General features: G+C 51.5%; 18 protein-coding genes and 1 tRNA gene. 11 read left to right on the forward strand and 8 right to left on the reverse strand.

Features of this window, described 5'->3' with window-relative positions:
* Positions 1 to 207: 207 nt before the first annotated feature.
* Genes ACTS3T_RS16245 through ACTS3T_RS16255 form a run of 3 tightly spaced genes read right to left on the reverse strand, consistent with a single transcriptional unit; the run spans position 208 to position 3,781 of the window.
* Complete coding sequence (locus tag ACTS3T_RS16245; protein WP_377966562.1) at positions 208 to 2,079, reverse strand: PhnE/PtxC family ABC transporter permease; 1,872 nt, start codon at positions 2,077 to 2,079, stop codon at positions 208 to 210.
* The gene (locus ACTS3T_RS16250) at positions 2,054 to 2,836 is read right to left on the reverse strand and encodes a phosphonate ABC transporter ATP-binding protein (RefSeq protein WP_377966564.1); all 783 of its coding nucleotides are present in this window, start codon (positions 2,834 to 2,836) and stop codon (positions 2,054 to 2,056) included. Before ACTS3T_RS16250 ends, ACTS3T_RS16245 begins: the two co-directional genes overlap by 26 nt.
* 3 nt (positions 2,837 to 2,839) lie before the next feature.
* Positions 2,840 to 3,781, reverse strand: coding sequence for a putative selenate ABC transporter substrate-binding protein (locus tag ACTS3T_RS16255; RefSeq protein WP_377966566.1), 942 nt, complete (start codon positions 3,779 to 3,781; stop codon positions 2,840 to 2,842).
* 187 nt (positions 3,782 to 3,968) lie between these two features.
* Between ACTS3T_RS16255 and sfsA the strand changes: the two genes are divergently transcribed.
* From sfsA to ACTS3T_RS16270, 3 genes are all read left to right on the forward strand, one after another.
* Positions 3,969 to 4,706, forward strand: a complete 738-nt coding sequence (gene sfsA / locus ACTS3T_RS16260) for a DNA/RNA nuclease SfsA (protein WP_377966568.1) — start codon at positions 3,969 to 3,971, stop codon at positions 4,704 to 4,706.
* Between the two features lie 594 nt (positions 4,707 to 5,300).
* Entirely contained in the window at positions 5,301 to 5,501 is a 201-nt protein-coding gene (locus ACTS3T_RS16265; protein WP_377966570.1) for a DUF2811 domain-containing protein, read from the forward strand.
* 264 nt (positions 5,502 to 5,765) lie between these two features.
* On the forward strand, positions 5,766 to 6,491 hold the full coding sequence (locus ACTS3T_RS16270; RefSeq protein WP_377966572.1) for a PHP domain-containing protein: 726 nt from the start codon (positions 5,766 to 5,768) through the stop codon (positions 6,489 to 6,491).
* Between the two features lie 443 nt (positions 6,492 to 6,934).
* Here ACTS3T_RS16270 and ACTS3T_RS16275 read toward each other — a convergent pair whose 3' ends face one another.
* Together ACTS3T_RS16275 and ACTS3T_RS16280 are read right to left on the reverse strand one after the other, a co-directional pair.
* Complete coding sequence (locus tag ACTS3T_RS16275) at positions 6,935 to 8,131, reverse strand: energy transducer TonB family protein (RefSeq protein ID WP_377966574.1); 1,197 nt, start codon at positions 8,129 to 8,131, stop codon at positions 6,935 to 6,937.
* 90 nt (positions 8,132 to 8,221) lie between these two features.
* Complete coding sequence (locus tag ACTS3T_RS16280; RefSeq protein WP_377966576.1) at positions 8,222 to 8,944, reverse strand: precorrin-2 C(20)-methyltransferase; 723 nt, start codon at positions 8,942 to 8,944, stop codon at positions 8,222 to 8,224.
* Positions 8,945 to 9,013: 69 nt separating this feature from the next.
* On the opposite strand from ACTS3T_RS16280, the gene ACTS3T_RS16285 reads away from it, so the two are divergent.
* From ACTS3T_RS16285 to ACTS3T_RS16295, 3 genes are all read left to right on the forward strand, one after another.
* Positions 9,014 to 9,087: transfer RNA gene (locus tag ACTS3T_RS16285), tRNA-Pro, on the forward strand.
* 336 nt (positions 9,088 to 9,423) lie between these two features.
* Entirely contained in the window at positions 9,424 to 10,158 is a 735-nt protein-coding gene (locus ACTS3T_RS16290; protein ID WP_377966578.1) for a Tic22 family protein, read from the forward strand.
* A 198-nt stretch (positions 10,159 to 10,356) separates the two neighbouring features.
* On the forward strand, positions 10,357 to 10,980 hold the full coding sequence (locus ACTS3T_RS16295; RefSeq protein ID WP_377966580.1) for a TetR/AcrR family transcriptional regulator: 624 nt from the start codon (positions 10,357 to 10,359) through the stop codon (positions 10,978 to 10,980).
* Positions 10,981 to 10,994: 14 nt separating this feature from the next.
* On the opposite strand, the gene ACTS3T_RS16300 is transcribed toward ACTS3T_RS16295, so the two are convergent.
* On the reverse strand, positions 10,995 to 11,492 hold the full coding sequence (locus ACTS3T_RS16300) for a HugZ family pyridoxamine 5'-phosphate oxidase (protein ID WP_377966582.1): 498 nt from the start codon (positions 11,490 to 11,492) through the stop codon (positions 10,995 to 10,997).
* 115 nt (positions 11,493 to 11,607) lie between these two features.
* Here ACTS3T_RS16300 and ACTS3T_RS16305 point away from each other — a divergent pair, with 115 nt between their 5' ends.
* Both ACTS3T_RS16305 and ACTS3T_RS16310 read left to right on the forward strand, forming a co-directional pair.
* Positions 11,608 to 12,177 (forward strand): SRPBCC family protein, encoded by a 570-nt coding sequence (locus ACTS3T_RS16305; protein ID WP_377966584.1) that lies wholly within the window; start codon positions 11,608 to 11,610, stop codon positions 12,175 to 12,177.
* Positions 12,178 to 12,888, forward strand: coding sequence for an SOS response-associated peptidase (locus ACTS3T_RS16310; RefSeq protein ID WP_377966586.1), 711 nt, complete (start codon positions 12,178 to 12,180; stop codon positions 12,886 to 12,888).
* Here the strand turns inward: ACTS3T_RS16310 and ACTS3T_RS16315 are convergent.
* The gene (locus ACTS3T_RS16315) at positions 12,872 to 13,876 is read right to left on the reverse strand and encodes a lipase family protein (protein WP_377966588.1); all 1,005 of its coding nucleotides are present in this window, start codon (positions 13,874 to 13,876) and stop codon (positions 12,872 to 12,874) included. The two genes, ACTS3T_RS16310 and ACTS3T_RS16315, sit on opposite strands and share 17 nt — an antisense overlap.
* A 969-nt stretch (positions 13,877 to 14,845) precedes the next feature.
* Between ACTS3T_RS16315 and ACTS3T_RS16320 the strand changes: the two genes are divergently transcribed.
* The 3 genes from ACTS3T_RS16320 to ACTS3T_RS16330 all read left to right on the forward strand — a co-directional run bounded on the left by ACTS3T_RS16320 (position 14,846) and on the right by ACTS3T_RS16330 (position 21,060).
* Positions 14,846 to 16,984, forward strand: a complete 2,139-nt coding sequence (locus ACTS3T_RS16320; RefSeq protein ID WP_377966590.1) for an AMP-dependent synthetase/ligase — start codon at positions 14,846 to 14,848, stop codon at positions 16,982 to 16,984.
* A 239-nt stretch (positions 16,985 to 17,223) separates the two neighbouring features.
* Positions 17,224 to 19,575, forward strand: coding sequence for a 3-hydroxyacyl-CoA dehydrogenase NAD-binding domain-containing protein (locus ACTS3T_RS16325; protein WP_462935260.1), 2,352 nt, complete (start codon positions 17,224 to 17,226; stop codon positions 19,573 to 19,575).
* Positions 19,576 to 19,881: 306 nt separating this feature from the next.
* Positions 19,882 to 21,060 (forward strand): acetyl-CoA C-acyltransferase, encoded by a 1,179-nt coding sequence (locus ACTS3T_RS16330; protein ID WP_377966594.1) that lies wholly within the window; start codon positions 19,882 to 19,884, stop codon positions 21,058 to 21,060.
* 71 nt (positions 21,061 to 21,131) lie between these two features.
* Here the strand turns inward: ACTS3T_RS16330 and ACTS3T_RS16335 are convergent, their stop codons facing one another.
* Positions 21,132 to 21,524, reverse strand: coding sequence for a four helix bundle protein (locus tag ACTS3T_RS16335; protein ID WP_377966596.1), 393 nt, complete (start codon positions 21,522 to 21,524; stop codon positions 21,132 to 21,134).
* Between the last annotated feature and the right edge of the window lie 120 nt (positions 21,525 to 21,644).

Consider the following 21,644-nt stretch of genomic DNA (forward strand, 5'->3'; position numbering starts at 1 on the left):
GGCTAAATTTTAGGAAAGCAGCCCCCGGACACGGCTGAAACCTCAAGGGTGTTTGAAGCGAAGCCAGGGTACGGATTTGGGCGGAGGCTCGATTAGAGGGCAGAATTCGCTGGATTTACTGAAAAAATTGCCCCCATAGGCACTTCAGGGCGATCGCGTTGCTGAGGCATTTAACTAGAGGGCTAACCTGCTTATGTCAGGGAACCTTTATCTCACTGCTCGCCGTAGGGCGGCACTGATCAAATCGACGCTAAACGTTAGCAGCACAAAGGCTATCAGCGTGATCACTAGCCCGCCATAGTCAAAGCTGCTTAGTTGCTCAGTTAGCAATCGCCCTAGGCCACCTGCCCCTACTAGACCTACCACGGCGGTTTCACGCAAACAAACCTCCCAGCGATAGAGCGTATAGGCGATAAATCGCGGTAAATTTTCGGGCAGCAGGCCATACAAAATGGTTGCTAGGGCTGAAGCCCCAGCAGTACGCAGCGATCGCGCGGGTCGGTCGTCTGTATTTTCGTTGACCTCTGCCATCAGCCGTCCCAAAATGCCAAAGTTGTGCAACCCCAGCGCCAGCGCCCCCGGCAAAATCCCCGGAAAGAACAGATAGAGCAAGACCAAAGCCCAAATGGGGGTGGGAATGGCTCTGGCGACCAAAAGGGTAAGCCGACTCAGCCCTAAAATGCTCCATCCGGCTAAGTTTCTGTTCGCCTTTTGCCCGATGGGCTGCAAAACCCCCCCGGCTAGCCAAATCGTTTGCGCTGCCAAAAAAGAAAAAACCAGGCCACCCAACCCGGCCAAAGCGATCGCCAATACCGACATCGCCACAGTTTGTCCGGCCAGATCTAAAAGAGTGTATAGCTGTTGGAATGTTAGGCCTCTAGGCTGGGCTTCAGCCAGAATAGCCTGCAACAGTTTGCCCGTGCGATCGCTGACGAGCAGGTGCCAATCGAGTGATAGCCGCCAAAAGCAAAGCGGAATAGCCAGAGCGATCGCAATCAGAGAAAGGTTGACGAAGACAGCATGGCTGCCAGGGAACTGGAGAGCGCCCAGGGCAAATCTGTTAGCCTTTCTTTTGGCTTGTGGGGGGTGCAAGGGGATCATTTCAGCCGTTTGCATCAGCGCGTTAGCGGCGGATGCGGAACCCGGTAGCCCTAGATCAGATCCTGATTTGCTAGATTGCCGGGAGGGCAACTGGGGAGCTTTGACGGAACTGACGTTTTGGCGAGGCTGGGTTTGTAAATCTAGCCGACTGGTAAACCCTAGCTGGCGGCGCAGTAGCCCACTCCAGGCATCGACTGCGCCATTGAGCAGAATTAACGCATAAAAGCTGGTCCACAACTCTTGGTAGCGCAGCGATTGCAGGCTGAGCAATATTTGATAACCCAGGCCACCTGCCCCAATGACCCCTAAAATCGCCGCTGAGCGCAACGAACACTCAAACCGATAGAAGCTATAAGACAGCAGGTTGGGCAATGCTTGGGGTAGTAAACCATAGCAAAAGGCACTCAGCGGCGGTACCCCAGCACTGATCAGCGCTTGCAGCGGTTCGTGAGGGGTTTCATCCAAAATTTCAGAAAACACCTTGGCCACAATGGCGCTAAACGGAATAGCGATCGCCAGCACTGCTACCAGCGGATCTAGCCCCAGCAGGTTAAGAAAAAAGAGACCCCAAATCAGTTCATGAATCGCCCGAGGAGCGGCTAGGGCAGCCCGGATCGTCAGCCAGATGGGCTGGCCCGGATGAAAGCGTTGCGGCTGAGGCCAAAGGGTGCGCCACCAGACCGCCGAAGCCAAAATGCCCGCCACCAGCCCTAGCGCCAAACTCAGCACTGTTCCGCAAACAGCGTAGGCCAGGGTAACTAGCGTAGCTTGGCCAATCAGGTGCAAAAATTCTGGACTGAGTTCAGGCTGCCAGCTAGCTTGCAAAAACTGCCAAAATTGGGGCCAGCCACCCAGATTAACCAGCGATCGCTGTCCCCAGCCTGTTAAGCCAAAAGAAACAGCGATCGCGATCAGCGTCCCTGCCAGCCAGCCAATATGGCTCAATCGGTGGTCAGGACGTGGCCGTCGGCAAGGCATAGAGATCTTGAAATAGGCGATCGCTCGCCTCAGCCACCGGGCAATCAAACAAAAGGGTGCCTGCCCGTAAACCAATCAGGCGATCGCAGTGGCTGAGGGCAAAGTTGACATCATGGAGACTCACAACCAACGTCTTGTCGGTGGTTTCGCACAGGTGTTTGAGCAAATCCATCACCTCGCGCGATCGCTCAGGGTCAACGCTAGCGATCGGTTCATCTGCCAACATAGCGACCGGATCTTGCACCAGCACTCGCGCCAGTGCTACCCGCTGCTGCTGCCCACCCGACAGGCGATCGGTTCTGGCATAGAGCTTATCAGCAATGCCTACTTGTGCCAGTGCCCGCGTCGCTACTTCAACCTGAAGCGGCCAGACAAGCGACCAGACTGCTTTCCATAGCGGCCAGCGCCCCAAATGTCCTGCATTGACGTTGTGGACAACGGCCAAATGACTAATCAAGTGATGCTGCTGATAAACCGTACCGATTTGACGCTGAACTTGCCGCCGTTTGAACAGCGGCATCTGCGCCAAATTGTGCCCCATTATGCGAACCTGGCCTTGAGAGGGGACTAAGCTACCATTCAACAAACTCAGCAGCGTACTTTTACCAGCCCCACTTGGCCCAACTAAGGCTACTCGTTCACCCGGATAAATCTGGAGTGAAATTGCCGTTAGCGCTGTGAGCGAGCCAAACTGGCAGCTTACTTGACTCAGTTCAAACAGGGGAGATATGGGGTTACCCTCCGTACGTCTCTCCACAGCCTACTGAATTTTGCCAATTTCTCGAGCGACCTGCTCAATCTGGTCGTAGTTGCTGTTTTGAGTTTCAATAAATCGCTGAGCGCCAAACAGCGCTAGGATTTCTTGGTGTTCTGGGTTGTTGGCGTCGAGGTTGAGCAAAGCTGCCTGCACCTTGGCCGCAAAGCCCTCACCGTACTCGGCGTCAACAGCCGGATTAATCACCCAGTGATAGTCATAGTAAGCCGGGGTACGCCAAATCACGTCTACCTGGCGGGTATCGATCGCCCCTTCTGCCAAGCGGGTTTGCCAAACTTGCTCATTGAGTACCCCCACTTCGTAGGTGCCTGCTTCCACCAGCTTGATGGTGGCATCATGATTTCCCGAAAAGCCGACCGATCCTTCAAAATCGCTCAACTCAACCCCAGCCTGCTTGAGAAAATACTGAGGCATTAACCGACCCGATGTGGAAGACTCGCTGCCAAAGGTAAAGGTATGGCCTTTGAGCTGCGCTAGGTCAGCCAGGTTACTGAAAGGGGTCAGCCCACTAGCGGCATTGGCGACAAAAACGCTGTGAAACTCGGCGTCAATTTCGCGCTGGGCGATCGCCGTTGCCCCAGCGACCTGTAACCGAGCTTGCACCCCCGTTAACCCCCCAAACCAAACCAAATCTAAGTCACCTACTTTGAAAGCTGTAACAGCGGCGGTGTAGTCAGTAACGGGCACATATTCAACGGCAACCCCTAGCTCGGCAGTGAGATAGTTAGCCAGCTTTGGATAGAGCCGCTGTAGCTTTTCAGGATCTTGATCAGGAATAGCGCTGACGGTGAAAGCTTCTACGCTGGCCGGGGTGGAGGCAGATCTATGGGTGGCTGATGGGTCTGAGTTAGTTGCGCAAGCTCCCCAGAGCAGGGAACTGCCCAATAATGCCAAAACGACAGATTTACGAAAACGGTTACCAGTCATGTTCCTTGACAAACAATTTTGACCAACTTAGCCGCTAAGCCAGCGCCGACAGCGCTAGCTGGCTGGAGCTGAAAGGCTTACTGCGATTAGTAACTAGCTAGCTAAAACGCCTACATTTACCGGAGACTTGAATCCTTGCTAGCGTCATGCCACCCTAAGGGGCGTTGTATCGTGGGGTGGGGTGGACATGTCATCCTCATGGTTTTATGCGTATCCGCAACTTGAAGCGGGTCTTTTAGTCAAACGCTATAAGCGCTTCTTTGCCGATATTGAACTGGATTCTGGCAGCCTGATCACGGCTCATTGCCCCAACACAGGCCCGATGACAGGTGTTTGTCAGGTTGGTAGCCGTGTTTTAGTTTCCCGCAGCCTGAATCCTAAGCGCAAGCTAGCATACACCTGGGAAGCAATCGAGGTCAACGACAGTCAGCCGACTTGGGTTGGAATCAATACAGCTTTGCCCAACCGGGTTGTGCGAGCCGCTTTAGAAGCCAACCTGTGGCCGCAGCTAGAGCCTTACACAGCCATTAAAGCTGAGGTACCTTATGGCCGCGATCGCAAAAGCCGCATCGACTTTTTGCTGCTGAATGAATTGGATCCGGCAGGGATGCCCACCTATGTGGAAGTTAAAAATACCACCTGGGCGCAGGGCAAACAAGCTTTGTTTCCAGATACGGTGACCACTCGTGGTCAAAAGCACTTGCGAGAACTCACAGCTTTGCCGCCTGACGCTAGAGCCGTAATGCTGTATTTCATCAATCGGGGAGACTGCCTAGAGTTTTCTCCTGGTGATAGCGCTGATCCAGCGTATGGGCAACTGCTGCGGCTGGCGATCGCGGCTGGGGTTGAAGTCTTGCCCTGTCGCTTTGAAATTACGCCTGTAGGCATTGCTTATCAGGGTTTGGCAAAGCTAAAACTGCCCTAGCCAGAGTAAAGCGCGGCGTTTGCCTCAGTCTTTACTCCTCGGCTAGTGAGCAGGTTGCTCAGAACGCTAGCAGGAAAATTTACAAACGTCTGGAAATCGCCAGACTTTGCATTTCTTATTTTTTATCGGAGTTTTCCCCATGTATTCCACAGAGTTTCCACAGCTTTCCCCAAAGTTTTCCACAGGTTGTTTAGAGTTTTCCACAGGTTTTGACGCTGGCATCAGAGTCTCACGGATTTCTTTGGATTTTTCAGGCAGGGCGAATTGTTTCTCAGGAAAGCAGCTTCTTCATAAAGTAATGTAAGCAAAAACTGTCTGAAATACCTATTGCCTCGTAAACCTTGAGTTTATCTGAAGTTTATTGCAATACTTCGCAACATTGACAACCCTACCCCCCCATAGCGCACAATGATGCGACTACCAGATGAAAGCGCTTCGCCCTCAGCTTGTGTTTTTGCTTCCCAGCTTCGGGAAAGGCACGAGTGCAGGCCAGTTTGGCGCTGATTTGGGCTGTCTGTCAATCAGTGCCAACTTTAAAGCCATTGATTTATCTGCCTGAAAATTTGCTCCATGCCGTAACTTTTGAGGTTCCTGATGAACACAACGATTAGCATCTTGGCCGAGATTCCTGAAGAACTGCACGAGTCCCTCAAGTGCTTTTTAGACACCCATCCCGCGTGGGATCAAGACCGGGTTTTCTCAGCTGCGCTCTCTCTTTTCTTGTTACAAAATAGCGACGGCGATCGCCGTGCTTCCCGTGTCTACCTAGATACGCTGTTCAACTACGCCGCGTAAGTTTGGCTATAGCGTTAAGGGCGATTGGTTAACCGTCCTTAACGTGACTCAAACCACTGATCGGACGTTGACCTTATTTTTTCTTTTAGAAATTTTCTTTTAGAAATATTTTTTGACTGAGCACTTATCCGTAGAAAGGTGTATCCAATTTGTCTGCAAGCTGGGTCTACAGGGCTGAATGATGAATAGAACAATTAAGCTGGTCGTTTTGCCAGTGCGGATATAGTATAAAAAAAGCGATAAGTCAACTTAGTTTATTTAATTATGTCGGTTAATCCTGCCCTGGTTTCAACAGTGGCAGTGCAGGGCGCTCTGACACTTCGGCAAATTTTTGCAACTGTAGACGCTCAGAGCTGTCCCCATAGCTACAACTTTCACATGCATACGGTTTGCTCAGACGGGCAGCTAGAGCCAGAGGCGCTTGTGGAGCAGGCAATTTCGATCGGATTGGTAGAATATGCCATTACCGATCATCACAGCGTCAGCGGCTATAGTCGAGCCAAAGCTTGGCTAGAAGATTGGCAGTGGCGTCATCCTGCGTCCATTCGAGGCAAGTCTCGTCGCCGAGCAGCTCTGCCTCGCCTGTGGTCAGGCGTAGAGATTACAGCCCTGCTGCTAGAAACCGAGGTTCATATTCTTGGCTATGCCTTTGATATCGATCACCCTTCGATGCAGCCTTACTTACAAGGCTATAGTCGTCGCGACAGCGATCGCGCGGCTCAAAAAGTGATCGCAGCCATTCAGCAAGCCAATGGACTGGCCGTTTTAGCGCATCCTGCTCGCTATCGACGTTCTGCTGAGGAATTGATTCAGGCGGCAGCCCAAATGGGCATTGATGGGGCAGAAGCCTATTATGCCTACGACAACCCCGCTCACTGGCGACCCAGTCCGGACAAAACGCGCACCGTCGAATATTTAGCCCGATCGCATGGCTTGCTACGCACCTGTGGTACCGATACGCATGGTAAAAGCCTACTGAAGCGGCTATAGCTAGGCGCGTGGGTGTAGCGATAAGCCTATACAGCTTTACACAGTCATTTAAAGTCAACTTTCCCAGGCAGGTCAGCCTGGGAAGACATAGTTGCTATCAGCGGCGATCGCCTGATTAGCGGCTACTTGGGCAGGCTTTCAAAAAACATGAGTCCAATCAAACCCGCACTCATTAAAGCCATAATCAAACCCAAACCCAGCGCTTGACTAATCGCTGTACGGGATAAAGAAGCTTTCATGTTATTTAGCTCACAAATTTAGATGAGAGCACAATAGCATTTGTTAAAGAGGCGCTACGGAAAGTGAATTAATGCTTCATAAAGTTAATACTTCGTTACGTTATTGCCGCCAAGGCTGGCTTCGCCTGACTCGGCTCGGCTACTAGCTATTTGCTCAAAACATCTGCTCTAGACGGTAACGCCGACTTTGCCTCATCAACTTGCTTATTCTTCAGCCGCCTCGGTTGAAATGCCTTGCGAAAGCGCCTGAGGATCGGTGCAGTTAGCTTCGTTGTATCGCACGGGAATTAAGAATTGGTGGGCTTGGTAAGCTTCAGCCGCCGCAAAATCAACTTCTTCAACCACCTGCAAAGCTTTTTGGTTTAGCCCCGGATAGCCCGTACTTTTCAGCAAGACGGGAGCACTCGCCGCTTCTCCGGCAGGATTGGTTAAAATGCCTACTCTAGCCGCCGTCGGCGGGGTAGGCAGACAGATGCGTAACGGATAGGCAATGGGAATTTCGGTGGCGGGCTGGAGGGGAAGTTCACTAATCTCTAGCTCGGCTTGGGTGTTAGAGAGCCAGTCAGCTAAAGCCGTTTCAGCCGCGGCTTCAGAGGTACCTGATTCGCTGTAGGTATAGGCGGCTTGAAAGGCTTCTAATTCTGCTCTGAGGGGGTTGGCTTCATCCTGATCGGCTTCAGCTTGATCGGCTGGGTCGGCGCTGGCTTCTGAGCTAGAAAGCGATCGCGTTGAGCCATTTCTGTCGGTTCTCAGGTCGTCTGCACTTTGAGAAGGTCGAGTTGCAATTTGTAAGCTGTCAACGCCAACGGTGCGCCGCTCTAGTTCTGCTGGCGTAATTTCGTTGACGCCCTCGCTAGCAGAGCCGCGACTGGCCTGATTGCCAGGGGCTGGAGCCGTTGCCCCTGGACGAATTTGAGTCTGGCCGGAACGGGTTGTAGCTTGGGAGTTGCTGCGTCTTCCGGCTGTGCCGCCGCCTGAATAACCTGAGGGGTTGCCGCGTACGCTGGTATTGCCCAAAGGCGGATTGTAGTAAAACGGATTGGGAGGCGCTGATTGACCGTTTGAAAAGTAAGCGGTAGAGCCGGGTGAACGGCTATTGGGCAATTGCAATTCCCCTAGTGAACCGGGCTGAGGTAGCAGTGAAAAAGTTGGGTTGGAAAAGTCTGGCAAGCGCTGTTGTTCTGCTGGCGATAGCTCCACCAACGGCACCGTGCGTTCGTCGCTTAAGGCTTCTGGCTCGGCTAAAGACGCCAGCGAAAACGACGTAAAGTGGGGAGACGCCGCAAACAAAATGCCGTGAATACCAACCGAAACGGCGGCGGCAATTCCTGTAGGTTGCCGCAGTGGCGCTAGCAATTTGCCGTACTTGACAGATTTAAGAGCAGATAATCGCGAAAACATAAGAATCGCTCGTCACCCCCGGTTGGCTTCCAACAAACCGACCTTAATTACCTTCAAAAAGTTGCCTTCATCACTGGCTAAATAACAGCTTTAGGTTGGTTTAACCTGCACAATGAGCAGCGAAAAGTAAGGCAACTTCAAATCTCGATACTGACTGAGACCAGCATAGATCACCTGATCCGATCTTGTGGCATTCTCAACAATAAAGCTGCGCTCTAAAAGCTGATGGGTTTGCAAGATAGACCAAACCGCAGCGTAAACTGAGCTGACTTTCATCAAAACAATAACATCTGCCCAAGCCAGCGCTTGCGTAATTTGGGTTGGGGCATAAAGTGCTGGGAGCACCGCCAGCTTTTGCGCTTGGATGGTTAACGGTATCCCTAGCGCAGCCGCAGCGGCTAAAGGTGAGCAAACCCCTGGTACAGCTTCGATTTGGCTTTGGGGATAGAGGTGCTGTAGCGTCTGAGCCAGATAGGTGAAGGTGCTGTAAAAACTGATATCGCCTTCGCTAGCAAAGGCGACGTCTTGACCCTGCTGTAAATAGCCCCAAACCTGATGCGCCGCTTGCTGCCAAGCAGATTCTAGCTCAGCCTGGTTTTGCACGTAGGGAAAGGAGAGCGGTAACTGGCGCTGCTGGGGCGAAATCCATGAGGCGATCGCCCGCTGAGCGACCCCTAGTTGACCCTTGAGGCCAGCCGGAAACGCCACCACTGGCGCTGCTTGCAAATGGCGCAGCGCCTTTAGCGTTATGAGTTCTGGATCACCAGGGCCAATCCCAAGGCCGTAAAGGGTACCCAAGGAAGTTTGCGTCATGAGTTTTGAATCAGCCGTACTGTTTAGAGCAAAGCAAGCTATACTTGAATACGAAAAATGTACAATGAACGGGATGTAGCGCAGCTTGGTAGCGCGCCTGCTTTGGGAGCAGGATGTCGCAGGTTCAAATCCTGTCATCCCGATTAGTATTAACTAACGTTGAAATCATTCAAAGACTGCTAACGACTTATAATTTCGCTAGTGCTGGGTTTTTCCTGAATTTTTTTAGTTGCCCTGGAAGTTAGAGTAGATAGCGGAAGGGGCATAAAGGGTGGAACTCTTGTTAGCATCCTGGGGTCAAGGGTTGAATGGAGTATCCACGAAACATTTTCAAAGAAATTTTGTTGGCCAAGGGCACAAAAAATGGCACTTCTCTCAATAGCCTCAATAGCTGAATTTTGAGAAATGGCCTAGTGAAAACTGCTTGTATTTGTTGTATTTGAGTTGAAACTACTTTGGTACGTTTACCAGGAGCTTTTATGAAATCGTTAGTTCAGCGGATTGCCACTCTAGGTTTGGTTGGAGGAACGTTGCTCGGCTCTCTTTTTATAGGGGGATTGCGGGCTTTAGCGCTTACCCAAGAGCAAATTGTAGATAAACTTTCAACCGTACCAGTCTTCATTATTGTAGATGGCGAGGGGCGATCGCTGATGGCCTCGGCCTCTAACGGTGGGGAAGCCGTTGAAGTGCCGCTCGTTTTTATTGATGGAGAAGGCGCAGAAGGCTTTTTAGAAAATGCCCAAGAAAATAACGAACCTTTTGCTGCAGAAGCGCGGGTAGCTTCCATCTGGCTGAGCGACTTATATACCCAGGCGCAAGCTCAAGGGGGCGAAACGGTTGATTTTGCCTATATTCCTGACTCGGAAGAATTAGAATCGGCTCAGGCCGAAGCGGGGGAAGAGTTTGCTGGCGTTCCCTTGTTTGTGGCTCGCATTAATGGGGGTTACTTGCCCGTTCAGCTTGGGGAAGAAACGTTGGTACCCATGTTTTTCGCTAGAGAAGACCTGCAAGTATTAATTGACCAGTTTGAGCAACAAACCAACGGCGCTGAGGCCACCATTGAAGTCGAAGTTATTGCCTTAGAAGCGGTTCTTCAAAAAATGGAATCTCCTGATAATGAGGAGCTTAATCGCCTTTTAGAAGCTGTTAGGCTTTTCCCTGATTCTGAGGTAGTTGAGTTCATTCGCGATCGCCAAGCTGAGTCTGGCAACTAGGCGAACCTGAGTTTTCGCTAACTTTTTGAACAGCAGGCACCCACCAGGGTGTCTGCTGTTATTTTTGGCTCTGCTCAAGAAATATTAAGGGGGAAAGTAGCGAAGTCAGCCGTTTTATGAGGTTCTGTAAAGCTATGCGCCATTCCAGGAAGCATCAGAGGACAATAGCGCTAATGCCCGTCGTGACAAGGTTTTCTAATGCGTATTTTTAATCGAGCGCCTCTGACTGAAGGAGAAACGCAAACCAAAATTCTACGGGCGGCGCAGCGTTTGTTTGCTCAAAAAGGGTACGGCGGCACCACAACGCGAGATTTAGCCCAAGCGGCAGGCGTAGCAGAAGGAACGTTGTTTCGTCACTTTGACAGTAAAAAAGCCATTTTAATTGAAGTGGCTACCCAGGGCTGGATTGAAATTTTGACCGATTTACTAACGGAACTGAGCGAAATGGCTAGCTACAAAGCCGTTGCTCAAGTGATGCGGCGGCGCATGCTGAGTTTACCGAGAAATTCAGACATGATGCGAGTGTGCTTTATGGAAGCGCAGTTTCATCCAGAGTTGCGAGAGCAAATCCAGGCCGAAGTGATTGTCAAAATGACTGATGTAGCTGAAGCCTTTTTTCAAACCGCTATGGATCGCGGTACCTATCGACGTCTGAATCCCCGCGTGGTAGCCCGGATTTTTCTTGGCATGTTTACAGTTGCAGGCTTTAGCCAGATGACTTTGGCCGATGCCGCTTCTCCCCAAGATATGCAGGAACTTGCCGAAGGTTTGGCTGATATCTTCTTAAACGGCGTGCTGCCACGCCAGGAAAACGAGGCTTAATAGCTGACAGCGTTTTATGAGTTCCTTTTTGGCTCAGGTATGAGGTTTTCAAGGTGGTCAGGATCGACTTGGTAAGCCGCACCAAACCCCATCACAAAGCGACCGTCATAGGGCGTTAGCTGAAAAATCCGAAAGTCAGGCAGGCTGCGCAGCATTTCAATAATGTTGCCGAAACGCTGCTGAAAGCGATCGCAAAGCTGAGTCCAGCCAGTATTATCTTTGGCAACTAGCTGAGCAGTGCAGTCATAGCTAAGTCGCTGACGCGCAAAAATTTGCACCGTTTTAGATTCATCTACAATCAGCAGGATGCTAGCTTTGCCGTTGGTTTGTAAGTTTTGCGTATGGCGAGACAAACCGCTGGTAAAAATAAAGAAGCGATACTGCTCGTCAACAATAAAGGGAGCATAGCTCGCATGAGGGCTACCGTCAGCGTTGAGGGTACTGAGCATCAGGCTTTGCACTTCGCCGGGAAAACGCCGATAGGCCGCTAAAACCGACTCTAATTCAGGCATAACTCACCTAAAAGTTAGATCAACTGGGCGTCAAGATTCTATCGGTTTCTAGAGGCCAATCCGGACGCTATTGTTTACAGTAACAGCATTAAGAACTGTAAAAAGACCCCTTCTCATGTCCATTTCCCAGCCTCCCGTCAGTTCTCTCGACAATTTGATGAGTCATTTAGCGCCCCCCGATCGCGCTCTTCTGCAACAGGAGGGAGTGGTAGTTATGGGCGAAAACGGCCAGTATACGGCGATGGTGCTGGCAAAGGCGGATTGGCAAACGGCGTGGGCGGTCATTCGCGATTACGAAAATTTTGCCCGTTTTCTGCCTACTGTGGTCTCAAGCCGGGTAATTGAAGCCGCTGGCAATCGCAAAGTGGTTGAGCAAGTTGATAGTCGAGACGTGATGCTGACGACGCTGGAATCTACTTTGCGAACAGAAAACATTGAAAAAGAGCGAGAAATTGAGTTCCGTCTGATTGCAGGCGATTTGGAAACGCTAGAAGGTTTTTGGCGGCTGGATGCCATTGCCGACAGTGCTTCTGGTTCTCTGCAAACGCTCATCACCCAACAGGTAACTGCTCAAGCTGACATTGGCCTGTTAGACGGTGCTTTTTACAGTATCTTTGAAAGCAGCTTGAAAGAAAACATTCAGGCGATCGCTGCTGAAGCAGAACGTCGCACTCAGTTAGCTTAAATGTGTGGACGCTATACTCAAAGCCATTCGGGAGAAGCGATTGCGGCAGCTTTTGAACTAGAGACAGTGCCGCTTTTGACCCCGCGTTACAACATTGCGCCGTCTCAGTCGGTTTCTGTAATCACGGCGACTGAATCGGGTCGTCAACATGGCTGGATGCGGTGGGGCTTAATCCCTAGCTGGGCTAAAGACCCTGCTATCGGCAACCGCTTGATTAACGCCCGTGCCGAAACAGCACCCGAAAAACCTTCCTTTCGAGCCGCCTTTCGGCGACGGCGGTGTCTGATAGTTGCCGATGGCTTTTACGAATGGCACCGTTCTGCGGCTAGCAAAACCAAGCAGCCCTATTATTTTCAACAGCGCGATCGCCTGCCGTTTGCCTTTGCTGGTTTGTGGGAGCAATGGCTCCATCAAGACAACACGATTACCTCTTGTACGCTGCTGACGACAACCCCCAACGACTTACTGGCCAAAGTTCATAACCGTATGCCAGTCATTTTGGCGGCGGCTAGCTACGATCGCTGGCTCGACCCCCAAGAACAACAGGTAGAAGCTTTGCAAGCGTTACTGACGCCCTACCCGGCTACAGATATGCAGGGTTTTGCGGTGGGCAAGCAAGTCAACAAACCCAGTCACGACAGCCCAAACTGTATTGAACCAATTCACCCATCCACTGACGCTGAGACGAGCGACATCAGGCAGTTAAGCTGAGTTCGCGCTCGATGTCTTTGACGTATTCAGCAATTCGATGGTTCAAAATTGTCCGGGGAATATAGCGTTTGAAAGAGATCAGCGCCAGAATAATTTCTAAAAAGGCAAGCGCTAAAACGCCAGTGTCTGACAGCACAATGTTGGTAATTGTCATGTGCTTATGTTTGCGCAGCTTGGTGAAATACACCAACTGTTCAACGTGATGAAAATCTAAAATTGGCGGCAGACGAGGCGGTAATCTTGGCACTACGTCGTTGTGGTTGACAACCCGGTGCAGCCGTCCTGCTAAGTCAGCGTTAATGGCTTCTGCCAAAGGCTGCTGTACCACTCTGGGCGAACCGAATGTATATAACCCTGTTACCTGACGATAGACCAACGCCTTGTAAGCAGCCAAGGTAGCCAATGCGCCTCCTAGACTGTGTCCGGTTAGATAAAGCGGTAAGTCGGCGGCTAAGTCATTAATCGCTTCGCTAATGCCCGCCGTTCCTTTCCACTCAACTTTGCCCTCAGGGTAAAGGCTTTGAATGTCTTGACTAAGGGCACTGCCCCAGACGTTGTAAATACCTTCTAAAAAACCCCCGTGGGCGTAAAAGCTGGCTGTCTTTTTGGGGCTTTTCTGCGTGGCTTTGACTGTTTGAGGCTCAGCTTCAACTAAATTTTCGTTGGGGAAAAGTCGCTTGACAAAATTGATATCGGTCAAAATATCAATGGAGTCTTGTTCTGTGCCGCGAAAGGCCAGAATGGCGAATTTTCCACCTGTGTTAACGCCGGGATGCGTTGCTAGGAAGGCTTGAGTACCGCCAGCGTCAAAAAAAGCAATTTGCTCAAAACCAGCCTGTTTTAGCTCAGTCGCTACCGTGATTTTGTTCTCGTAGGCAAGCTGAGAACACTGAGCCAGCCACCAGGCGATCGCCACTGTATAACTTTGTTTGCCAGCCGGAAACGCAACTTGCGACCATCCCTTGAAATACTTGGGTTGGTAAACCATACCGCACCCCCTGAATTTTATTTAAATAGTTTACTTTTTGTGCCCTGGCCGAGCAGAACTACGGCAACTGGGGCACATCTCAAGTTAATGAGGATTGCATCTCAAGAATAGCCGAATTCTGCAACAAGGACGCTATAGCTAAAGGTAGCTAAAGGCAAAAGGCAGAGAGCAGAAGAAAAGCTTTGCTGTCAGCGGCTTTCAGCAATTGAGGGGGCTTATTGCTAGCGGCTACTGCAATGTTTCTACAGGTGGTGGGCTATAGCCCCGAATGAACTGAGGCAGTTAGGGCATTTGCCAGCAAGAAAATAAGCTTAGCCGTTGTCAAGATTGAGTCGTTGCAAAGGCTGCTTCTGGTTGCGATCGCGTGTCGATTGCGTTTTCTACAATTCAGATAAATCCCTGGATTTGTTTAGTTTTGTTTATTGCATTTTCTTGCGAAGAAGATGTTTTCGTAGGCAGTGCAAAAGGTAAACCGCTATACTAAATAAAAATCAATCAACAGTTAAGGATTGATTTTAAGAGTCACTGCATTTTTAACTCAAAGAATGTTTTCAGGTTCATCTCAACTGAGTCTGAATATTAAATCAGATTGATTTCAGAGTTATTAAAACAACGTCAAATCTTTACGGAAAATTTCTGAGATCTGCTGCTGTCTTAGTCAGAGTTGCTTGTAGCTGCTCGTTTGCAGTTGATTCTAAAAATAGTTTCAAATGACTGATAAGTAGACAAAATTTCTAGAATTGTCCTTTCTTTTGGTTTTGTTGGCAATCTTAGATATTTTTTGCTTTTGTCAGGCTATTTGAAAAAATCAGCAGTTGGCGGGTGTTCAAATCATTAGCGCTATCTCTTCTTGAGGCGACTGTTGCGGTTGCCAAAAAGCGCTAAGTTTGAGCTTCTTTGAACACCTTGAAGCTGCCAGGGTGCTGTTTTTAAATTTATTGTCAAGAGCTAAGTTCTCTTGTTAAAGCAATGACGGCTTGCGCTATTTATCGGGCACCGCCTAACGCTGGCAACTTAGTTTTAAATCAAATTTTACCCACTCTGTTAGATCAAGCCTGCGATCGCTTTCCCAATGCGCTGGCCTTTAACCACTGGCACAATCGGCGCTGGCAGTCGATGTCTAACAACGATTTTCGGGCGGCTGCGGCAGCGATCGCCCTTGGACTTTTAGATATGGGGCTGCAACCAGGCGATCGCGTGGCCTTGATGATGTCTGGCGATGTCGCTTTTTGTCTAGCTGATATGGGCTGTTTGCTTGCAGGCTTGGTCAACGTTCCGATTGACCTGACTCAAACGATTGAAAACGTTATCTACAGTCTGAAGCATGCTGAAGTCAGCGCTTTGATTGTCTCGAATACAGAATTGCTAGAGCAAGTAGCGGCTTATTTGGCGCAAGTACCGTCGCTGCGGAGTGTGGTGGTAGGAGAGGGGCTAGAGAAGACGCGAGGGCAGGGGGACGCGGGAACGCGGGGACATGCCGTAGGGGCGTATCGTGATATGCCCACCGCAGACCAGCCAACGGCTGAAAAACTCGTTCAGACAAACATTTCCCCCCAACCCCCCGAAGACTGTTTGCAGTTGCCGCAGTTCTTGCATGAACTGCCGCTGCCGCCTTCGAGATTAGCGGCGTTGCCTGAAAGGGTGCAATTACTGTCGTTAGATCAGGTGCGATCGCGCGGGCAAGCGCACAGGTCACCGGAACGGATCAATGACCTCAAAGCGGCGATCGCACCCTCTGATCTGGCTACTATCCTCTACATTGCCAGCGATAGCCATCGACCCAAAGGCGTCATGCTCACCCACGAAAGCATTGCCGCAAATGTGATTGCCGCTTTTAGCAGCTATCCTGATTTGGGCTATGGGGCTGAAGAGGTGGCGCTGATCTTTTTGCCGCTGACCCATATCTTTGCGCGGGTGTTTCTCTATGGGCATATGGCCTATGGGCACAGTGTCTATTTCTCGGATGCCAATCATGTTGTCAAACATCTGAGAACGGTTAAACCCACGATTATGATTACGGTGCCCCGTCTGATTGAAAAGACTTACGAGCGCATTTGCGATCGCGGCCAGCGGTTAGGCAAGTTTGATAGAACGGTGTTTAACTGGGCGCTACAGCTTGCTCATCGCTATGAACTGGGCACCGTTCCCTCTCGCCTTTATCGACTCCAGCTAAAGCTAGCCGATCGGCTGGTATTTGCTAAATGGCGGGCAGCCTTTGGCGATCGCCTCAAAGCCCTCATTAGCGGCGGTGCGGCTCTCAAGGCAGAACTTGCCAACGTCTTTTCAGCCGCAGGCATTCCGGTGTTGCAGGGCTATGGACTCACCGAAACCAGTGCGGTACTTTGCTACAACCGGGGCAACTATAATCGCGCCGGGACGGTGGGCGTGCCGATTGCGGGCGTCGAGATTGACCTGGCAACCGATGGCGAAATTTTAGTCAAATCCCCCTTTGTGATGCAGGGCTATTACCGCGATCCGGTCGCCACCGAACGGGTGCTGCAACAGGGCTGGCTGTATACAGGCGACTTGGGCGAAATTACCCCAGAGGGCTTTCTCAAAATTACGGGCGTTAAGAAACCGCTATTTAAGCTCTCAACCGGAAAGTATGTTTCGTCATTGCCCCTAGAGCAAGATCTGGCGCGATCGCCCCTGGTTGAGCAGGCGATCGCCGTTGGCGCGAATCACAAGTTTTGCAGCATGCTGATTTTTCCCAATTTGGCTGCGCTGCACCAAGAAGCTGCCGCCATGGGGCTGTCTTTGCCCACCGAGGCGCTGCTACAACACGCTTGCATCACCGCTCGCTATCAAGCCCTCATTGACGCAGCCAATTGCCATCTGCCCTACTGGTCTACGGTGCGTAAGTTTGCCCTAGTCAACGCTGTTCTCACCCTTGAAAACGGCTGCTTGAACCCAGACGGCAGCCTTAACCGGGTGGCGGTGCTTAAAGAATTTGCCCCTGTGATTGCAGCCCTTTACGGTAAGGATGGGGAGGGAGGACGCGGGGATGGGGGGACGCGGGGATGGGGGGAGGAAGATCTGTCGGAGAGTTGCCCAATGGTACCTGCTGCTGCCTGTCCTACCTATGCGCAATCTTTAACGCATTATTGACAAATTTCTCCCCCCAGATCGCCCAGATGCAAGCACAGGTTTTACAGACAAAATTTCGAGTATTGCCCAACCCATTAGCTAAACCCGTCCTACCCCTACCATCCTGCTATTTTTCTACCACCCCCTCCCCGCGTCCCCATCTCCCCTACCTCTCCCCATCCCCCCTCCCCGCGTCCCCATCTCCCCTACCTCTCCCCATCCCCCATCCCCCACCCGCTGCATTCTAAGGTAAACGCATCATGTTTAAGCCATTTCGAACCGCTGCCGTCCTGGGTGCTGGCGTTATGGGTACCCAAATTGCCGCCCACCTCGCCAATGCCGGACTCACCGTTCACCTGCTCGATTTACCAGCCCAAACAGGTGACAAAAACGACCTCGTTGAAGGAGCTTTTAAGAAAGCGCTCAAGCAATCACCGCCGATTTTCTATACGCAGAAGACGGCGCAGCGCGTCATCTTGGGCAACTACGATCAACACTTCGATCGCTTAGCCAATGTGGACTGGGTGATTGAGGCGGTGGTTGAAAACCTAGCCGTTAAGCATGAGCTGATGGCGCGGGTAGAAAAAACGGTGCGTTCCGATGCGGTAATTTCGACCAACACCAGTGGTTTATCTATTCACGCGATCGCCCAGGGACGTTCTAAAGCTTTTCGGCAGCGCTTTTTAGGCACTCACTTTTTCAACCCCCCTCGCTATTTGAAGCTGCTAGAGCTAATTCCGACGGCAGAAACTAATCCGCAAGTGTTAGCGCAAATGGAGTGGTTTGGGCGACTGTACTTGGGTAAGGGCATTGTCATTGCTAAAGACACGCCTAACTTTATCGCCAACCGTATTGGCATTTTTGTCACCTTGCTGGGAGTCAAAGCCTTGACCGAGCAAGGCTACACCATTGAAGAGATTGATACCCTTTCAGGCGTGCTGGTGGGTCGGCCCAAGTCGGGCATTTTTCGTACGGCTGATTTAGTCGGGCTAGATACGCTACTGTATGTGGCCGACAATCTCTACCCTGCTATCCCCACTGATGAACGGCAAGATTTATTTCAAGCCCCGGAATTGATGCGCAAACTGGTTGAAACCGGGACGTTAGGAGCCAAGAGCGGTCAGGGATTTTACAAAAAAGTCAAAGGTGAAATTCAATCGATTAATCCCCAAACTTTGACCTACGAGTCGGCTCAGCCGCTGCACTTAGGCAATCTAGACGGCTTAAAAAAACTACCTTTAACAGAACGGTTGCCAAAGCTTTATCGCGATCGCGGGCGAGCAGGTGACTTTTTCCGTCAAACCCTGCTAGCCACGTTAGCCTATAGCGCTAACCGTATTCCTGAAATTGCCGACAGCCCGGTGGAGATAGATCGCGCCCTGCGTTGGGGATTTGGTTGGGAACTTGGCCCGTTTGAAATTTGGGATGTGCTGGGGTTTGAAACCGTCCTGAGCGACCTGAAGGCAGCTGGCTATTCGTTGCCAGCTTGGCTAGAGCGGCTGCAAGCAACCAGTACGGCAGGGTTTTATCAAGCCAATGGCCGAGTGTACGTTCCCGGTGAGCAGTATGTACCGCTGGCGGTGCCTGCTGACGAAATTCACCTTAGCGACTCTGATACCACCCTCTGGCGCAATCCTGAAGCTGCGCTGCTAGACCTAGGGGATGGCGTTGCTTTGTACGAATTTCGCTCTAAGGCCAATACCCTCAGCGCTAAGGTCATTGACGGCTTAGAGGAGGTCTTGAACCTGCTAGAAAAACGCGACGACCTGCGAGGTTTGGTGATTGGCAATGAAGGCGACAACTTTTGTGTTGGCATTAACCTGGCGGAAGTTGGCAAAATTGCCCAGTGGGAAAACCTCAATCCCTTTAACCGTCACCACAGCGGTATTGCGGCTCTACTAGAAAAATTTCAGACCCTGGTGCAGCGGATTTACTACTTCCACAAACCAATTGTGGCCGCGATTCAGGGGCGGGTGCTAGGCGGGGGTTGCGAACTCGCAATGGCCTGCCCCCATGTCGTGGCCGCTGCTGAAACCTATATTGGTTTGGTTGAGCTGGGGGTGGGCTTAATTCCGGCGGGGGGTGGCCTGATGCGATTAGCCCGGTGGGCGGCAAATCAGGCCATTAGCGATCGCCCCACTGATATTTTGCCCTGGCTGAAGCAGGTATTTGAAACTATTGGCATGGCCAAAGTGGCTAACAGTGCCGACGAAGCCAAGGCGCTAGGTTTTCTCTTACCCACAGCTAAGGTGACTATCAATAGCGATCGCCGCCTCTATATCGCCAAGCACGAAGTCCTCTGTCTAGATGTCCTTGGCTACAGGCCGCCACCACAAAACCCGATTCCGGTGCTGGGTCAACCTGCCCGCGCCGTTTTAGACCACATGGCCTACGTCATGCACCAAGGCGGCTACATTAGCGACTACGATCGCGCCCTCGCCCACCGCCTTGCCTACGTCCTCACGGGCGGCGAACTCACCGTACCCGCTCAGGTAGATGACGCCTACCTGCTGCAACTAGAGCGCGATAACTTTTTACCGCTAGTTGACGAAGCCAAAACCAAAGAACGAATTTTGCACATGCTGAAGACGAAGAAGCCCTTGAGGAATTAGGGGCAAGGAGAGGGGGGAGAGGGGGGACGCGGAGAAGGGGAGACGCGGAGGGGGAAAGACACCAAGAGATTCAACTACCTGTTTACAGGTGTAGTCACCCGTGTTGAGACCCTTCAATGGCTACAAGCCCCTGACAGAAAAGTGTTCCTTCTGGCCTCAGCCCTTAGCTTTTAGCCAACCACCTTCTTTCAAAACCCCCGCCTCTCTCCACACACCCCTCCCCGCGTCCCCGCATCCCCGCGTCGCCCTCTCCCTACACCCCCCACCTCCTCCTATCTCAATCCTATTCATCCATAAGTCAGAACTATGAAATCCTACATTATCAGCAGTGTCAGAACCGCCGTTGGTAAAGCCCCACGCGGTACCCTGCGTCATACGCGTCCTGATGATTTGGGAGCAGCAGCAGTGCGGGGAGCGCTGGAAAAAGTACCCGCACTGGTTTCTCACCAGATTGACGATGTGATTATGGGGTGTGCCATGCCGGAGGCTGAGCAGGGCTACAACCTGGGTCGGGTGATCGCGTTGCGGGCTGGGTTGCCAGACTCGGTCGCGGGCTGTACCGTGAATCGGCTGTGTTCATCTGGGCTGCAAACCATTGCTATGGCAACCCAGGCGATCGCCTTTGGCCAGTCCGACGCCATTATGGCTGGCGGAGCGGAGTCGATGAGCCTAATTCCAATGGGAGGCCACCAGTTTTTGCCCAATCCTGAGCAGCTAGCTGAAGCGCCAGAAACCTATATCACCATGGGGCTGACGGCTGAAAAAGTTGCCGAACAGTACCACGTTGCCCGTGCTGACCAAGATGCCTTTGCCCTGCGATCGCACCAAAAAGCCTTAGACGCGATCGCCTCCGGTCGCTTCAAAGACGAAATTATTCCGGTAACAGTACGCCAAACCCAGTACATCGGCGGTCAGCCTCACACTCACGAACTGATTTTTGACAACGACGAAGGGCCACGGGCAGATACCAGCTTGGATGCCTTAGCCCAACTTAAGCCCGTCTTTCACGCCCAAGGCAGCATCACCGCCGGCAACTCATCGCAAATGTCAGACGGAGCCGCCGCCACCTTGGTCGTCAGCGAAAAGCTGATGCACGAGCTAGCGCTCCAACCCCTCGGTCGCTTATTGGGTTTTTCAGTCGCAGGTGTTCCCCCGGCCATTATGGGCATTGGCCCGATCGCAGCCGTCCCCAAAGTCTTGAAACAGGTGGGACTGGAGCTAAAAGATATTGGCCTGATTGAACTCAACGAAGCCTTTGCCGCTCAATCGCTGGCCGTTATCCGTGAACTCGGCCTCAATCCAGAAATTGTCAATGTTAATGGCGGCGCGATCGCCCTCGGCCATCCCCTTGGCTGTAGCGGCGCTAAACTCACCGCCACCCTGCTGCACGAAATGAAGCGTCGCAGCATCCGCTACGGCCTAGTCACTATGTGCGTCGGCGGTGGCATGGGGGCAGCGGGGGTGTTTGAGAATTTGGCAATGTGAGGAGGAGGGGGGGGAGGAGGGGTGAGGGGGGGACGCGGGGATGGGGGGATGGGGTGAGATTGGAGGGTTAGCTATCGGGTAGTCTTGGCGGGAATTGTCCATTTTTCTTTTTGAGAAATCATGACTACTAGCTGACTTAGAACTGCTTCGTATTGCATATCTAAATCCTTTGCTTGTTCTTTAGTTAAATAGCCACATCTAAACGCAATTTCAATCCAGGTCTGTGTTTCTGCTGCTTCACTCTCTGCATCATTTAACTTACTTACAAACGCGGCTGGATATCTTCTTTTTCTCCAAGCTTCCGTAATATTGGCGGCCACTGATCTTGACGAACGCCGAATTTGATCAGTTAAAGAAAATTTCTCTTCCCTCGGAAACCCCTTACTGATTTCAAAAATTTTCATTGCGCTGACAATCGCATGCTGCCAAACCCGCAATTCTTTAAACGATCGAATATTAGCCATTCATCCATTTCCTAACAACCTCTCTAAACTTCCCCTCAACCTCTTTACTTTCCCCTCTCCCCCATCCCCCCTATCTCCCTATCCCCGCGTCCCCGCGTCCCCACTTCACCACCTCTCCCC

Origin of the sequence: Almyronema sp. (assembly GCF_052168255.1) — a bacterium.
Taxonomy (GTDB): domain Bacteria; phylum Cyanobacteriota; class Cyanobacteriia; order Phormidesmidales; family Phormidesmidaceae; genus Sphaerothrix; species Sphaerothrix epifaneia.

What these genes read in the sequence shown, in the direction of transcription:
- ACTS3T_RS16245 (WP_377966562.1), bottom strand. Translation starts at nt 2,079, where the DNA reads ATGCCTTGCCGACGGCCACGTCCTGACCACCGATTGAGCCATATTGGC.
- ACTS3T_RS16255 (WP_377966566.1), bottom strand. Translation starts at nt 3,781, where the DNA reads ATGACTGGTAACCGTTTTCGTAAATCTGTCGTTTTGGCATTATTGGGC.
- sfsA (WP_377966568.1), top strand. Translation starts at nt 3,969, where the DNA reads ATGTCATCCTCATGGTTTTATGCGTATCCGCAACTTGAAGCGGGTCTT.
- ACTS3T_RS16265 (WP_377966570.1), top strand. Translation starts at nt 5,301, where the DNA reads ATGAACACAACGATTAGCATCTTGGCCGAGATTCCTGAAGAACTGCAC.
- ACTS3T_RS16270 (WP_377966572.1), top strand. Translation starts at nt 5,766, where the DNA reads ATGTCGGTTAATCCTGCCCTGGTTTCAACAGTGGCAGTGCAGGGCGCT.
- ACTS3T_RS16275 (WP_377966574.1), bottom strand. Translation starts at nt 8,131, where the DNA reads ATGTTTTCGCGATTATCTGCTCTTAAATCTGTCAAGTACGGCAAATTG.
- ACTS3T_RS16280 (WP_377966576.1), bottom strand. Translation starts at nt 8,944, where the DNA reads ATGACGCAAACTTCCTTGGGTACCCTTTACGGCCTTGGGATTGGCCCT.
- ACTS3T_RS16290 (WP_377966578.1), top strand. Translation starts at nt 9,424, where the DNA reads ATGAAATCGTTAGTTCAGCGGATTGCCACTCTAGGTTTGGTTGGAGGA.
- ACTS3T_RS16295 (WP_377966580.1), top strand. Translation starts at nt 10,357, where the DNA reads ATGCGTATTTTTAATCGAGCGCCTCTGACTGAAGGAGAAACGCAAACC.
- ACTS3T_RS16300 (WP_377966582.1), bottom strand. Translation starts at nt 11,492, where the DNA reads ATGCCTGAATTAGAGTCGGTTTTAGCGGCCTATCGGCGTTTTCCCGGC.
- ACTS3T_RS16305 (WP_377966584.1), top strand. Translation starts at nt 11,608, where the DNA reads ATGTCCATTTCCCAGCCTCCCGTCAGTTCTCTCGACAATTTGATGAGT.
- ACTS3T_RS16310 (WP_377966586.1), top strand. Translation starts at nt 12,178, where the DNA reads ATGTGTGGACGCTATACTCAAAGCCATTCGGGAGAAGCGATTGCGGCA.
- ACTS3T_RS16315 (WP_377966588.1), bottom strand. Translation starts at nt 13,876, where the DNA reads ATGGTTTACCAACCCAAGTATTTCAAGGGATGGTCGCAAGTTGCGTTT.
- ACTS3T_RS16320 (WP_377966590.1), top strand. Translation starts at nt 14,846, where the DNA reads ATGACGGCTTGCGCTATTTATCGGGCACCGCCTAACGCTGGCAACTTA.
- ACTS3T_RS16325 (WP_462935260.1), top strand. Translation starts at nt 17,224, where the DNA reads ATGTTTAAGCCATTTCGAACCGCTGCCGTCCTGGGTGCTGGCGTTATG.
- ACTS3T_RS16330 (WP_377966594.1), top strand. Translation starts at nt 19,882, where the DNA reads ATGAAATCCTACATTATCAGCAGTGTCAGAACCGCCGTTGGTAAAGCC.
- ACTS3T_RS16335 (WP_377966596.1), bottom strand. Translation starts at nt 21,524, where the DNA reads ATGGCTAATATTCGATCGTTTAAAGAATTGCGGGTTTGGCAGCATGCG.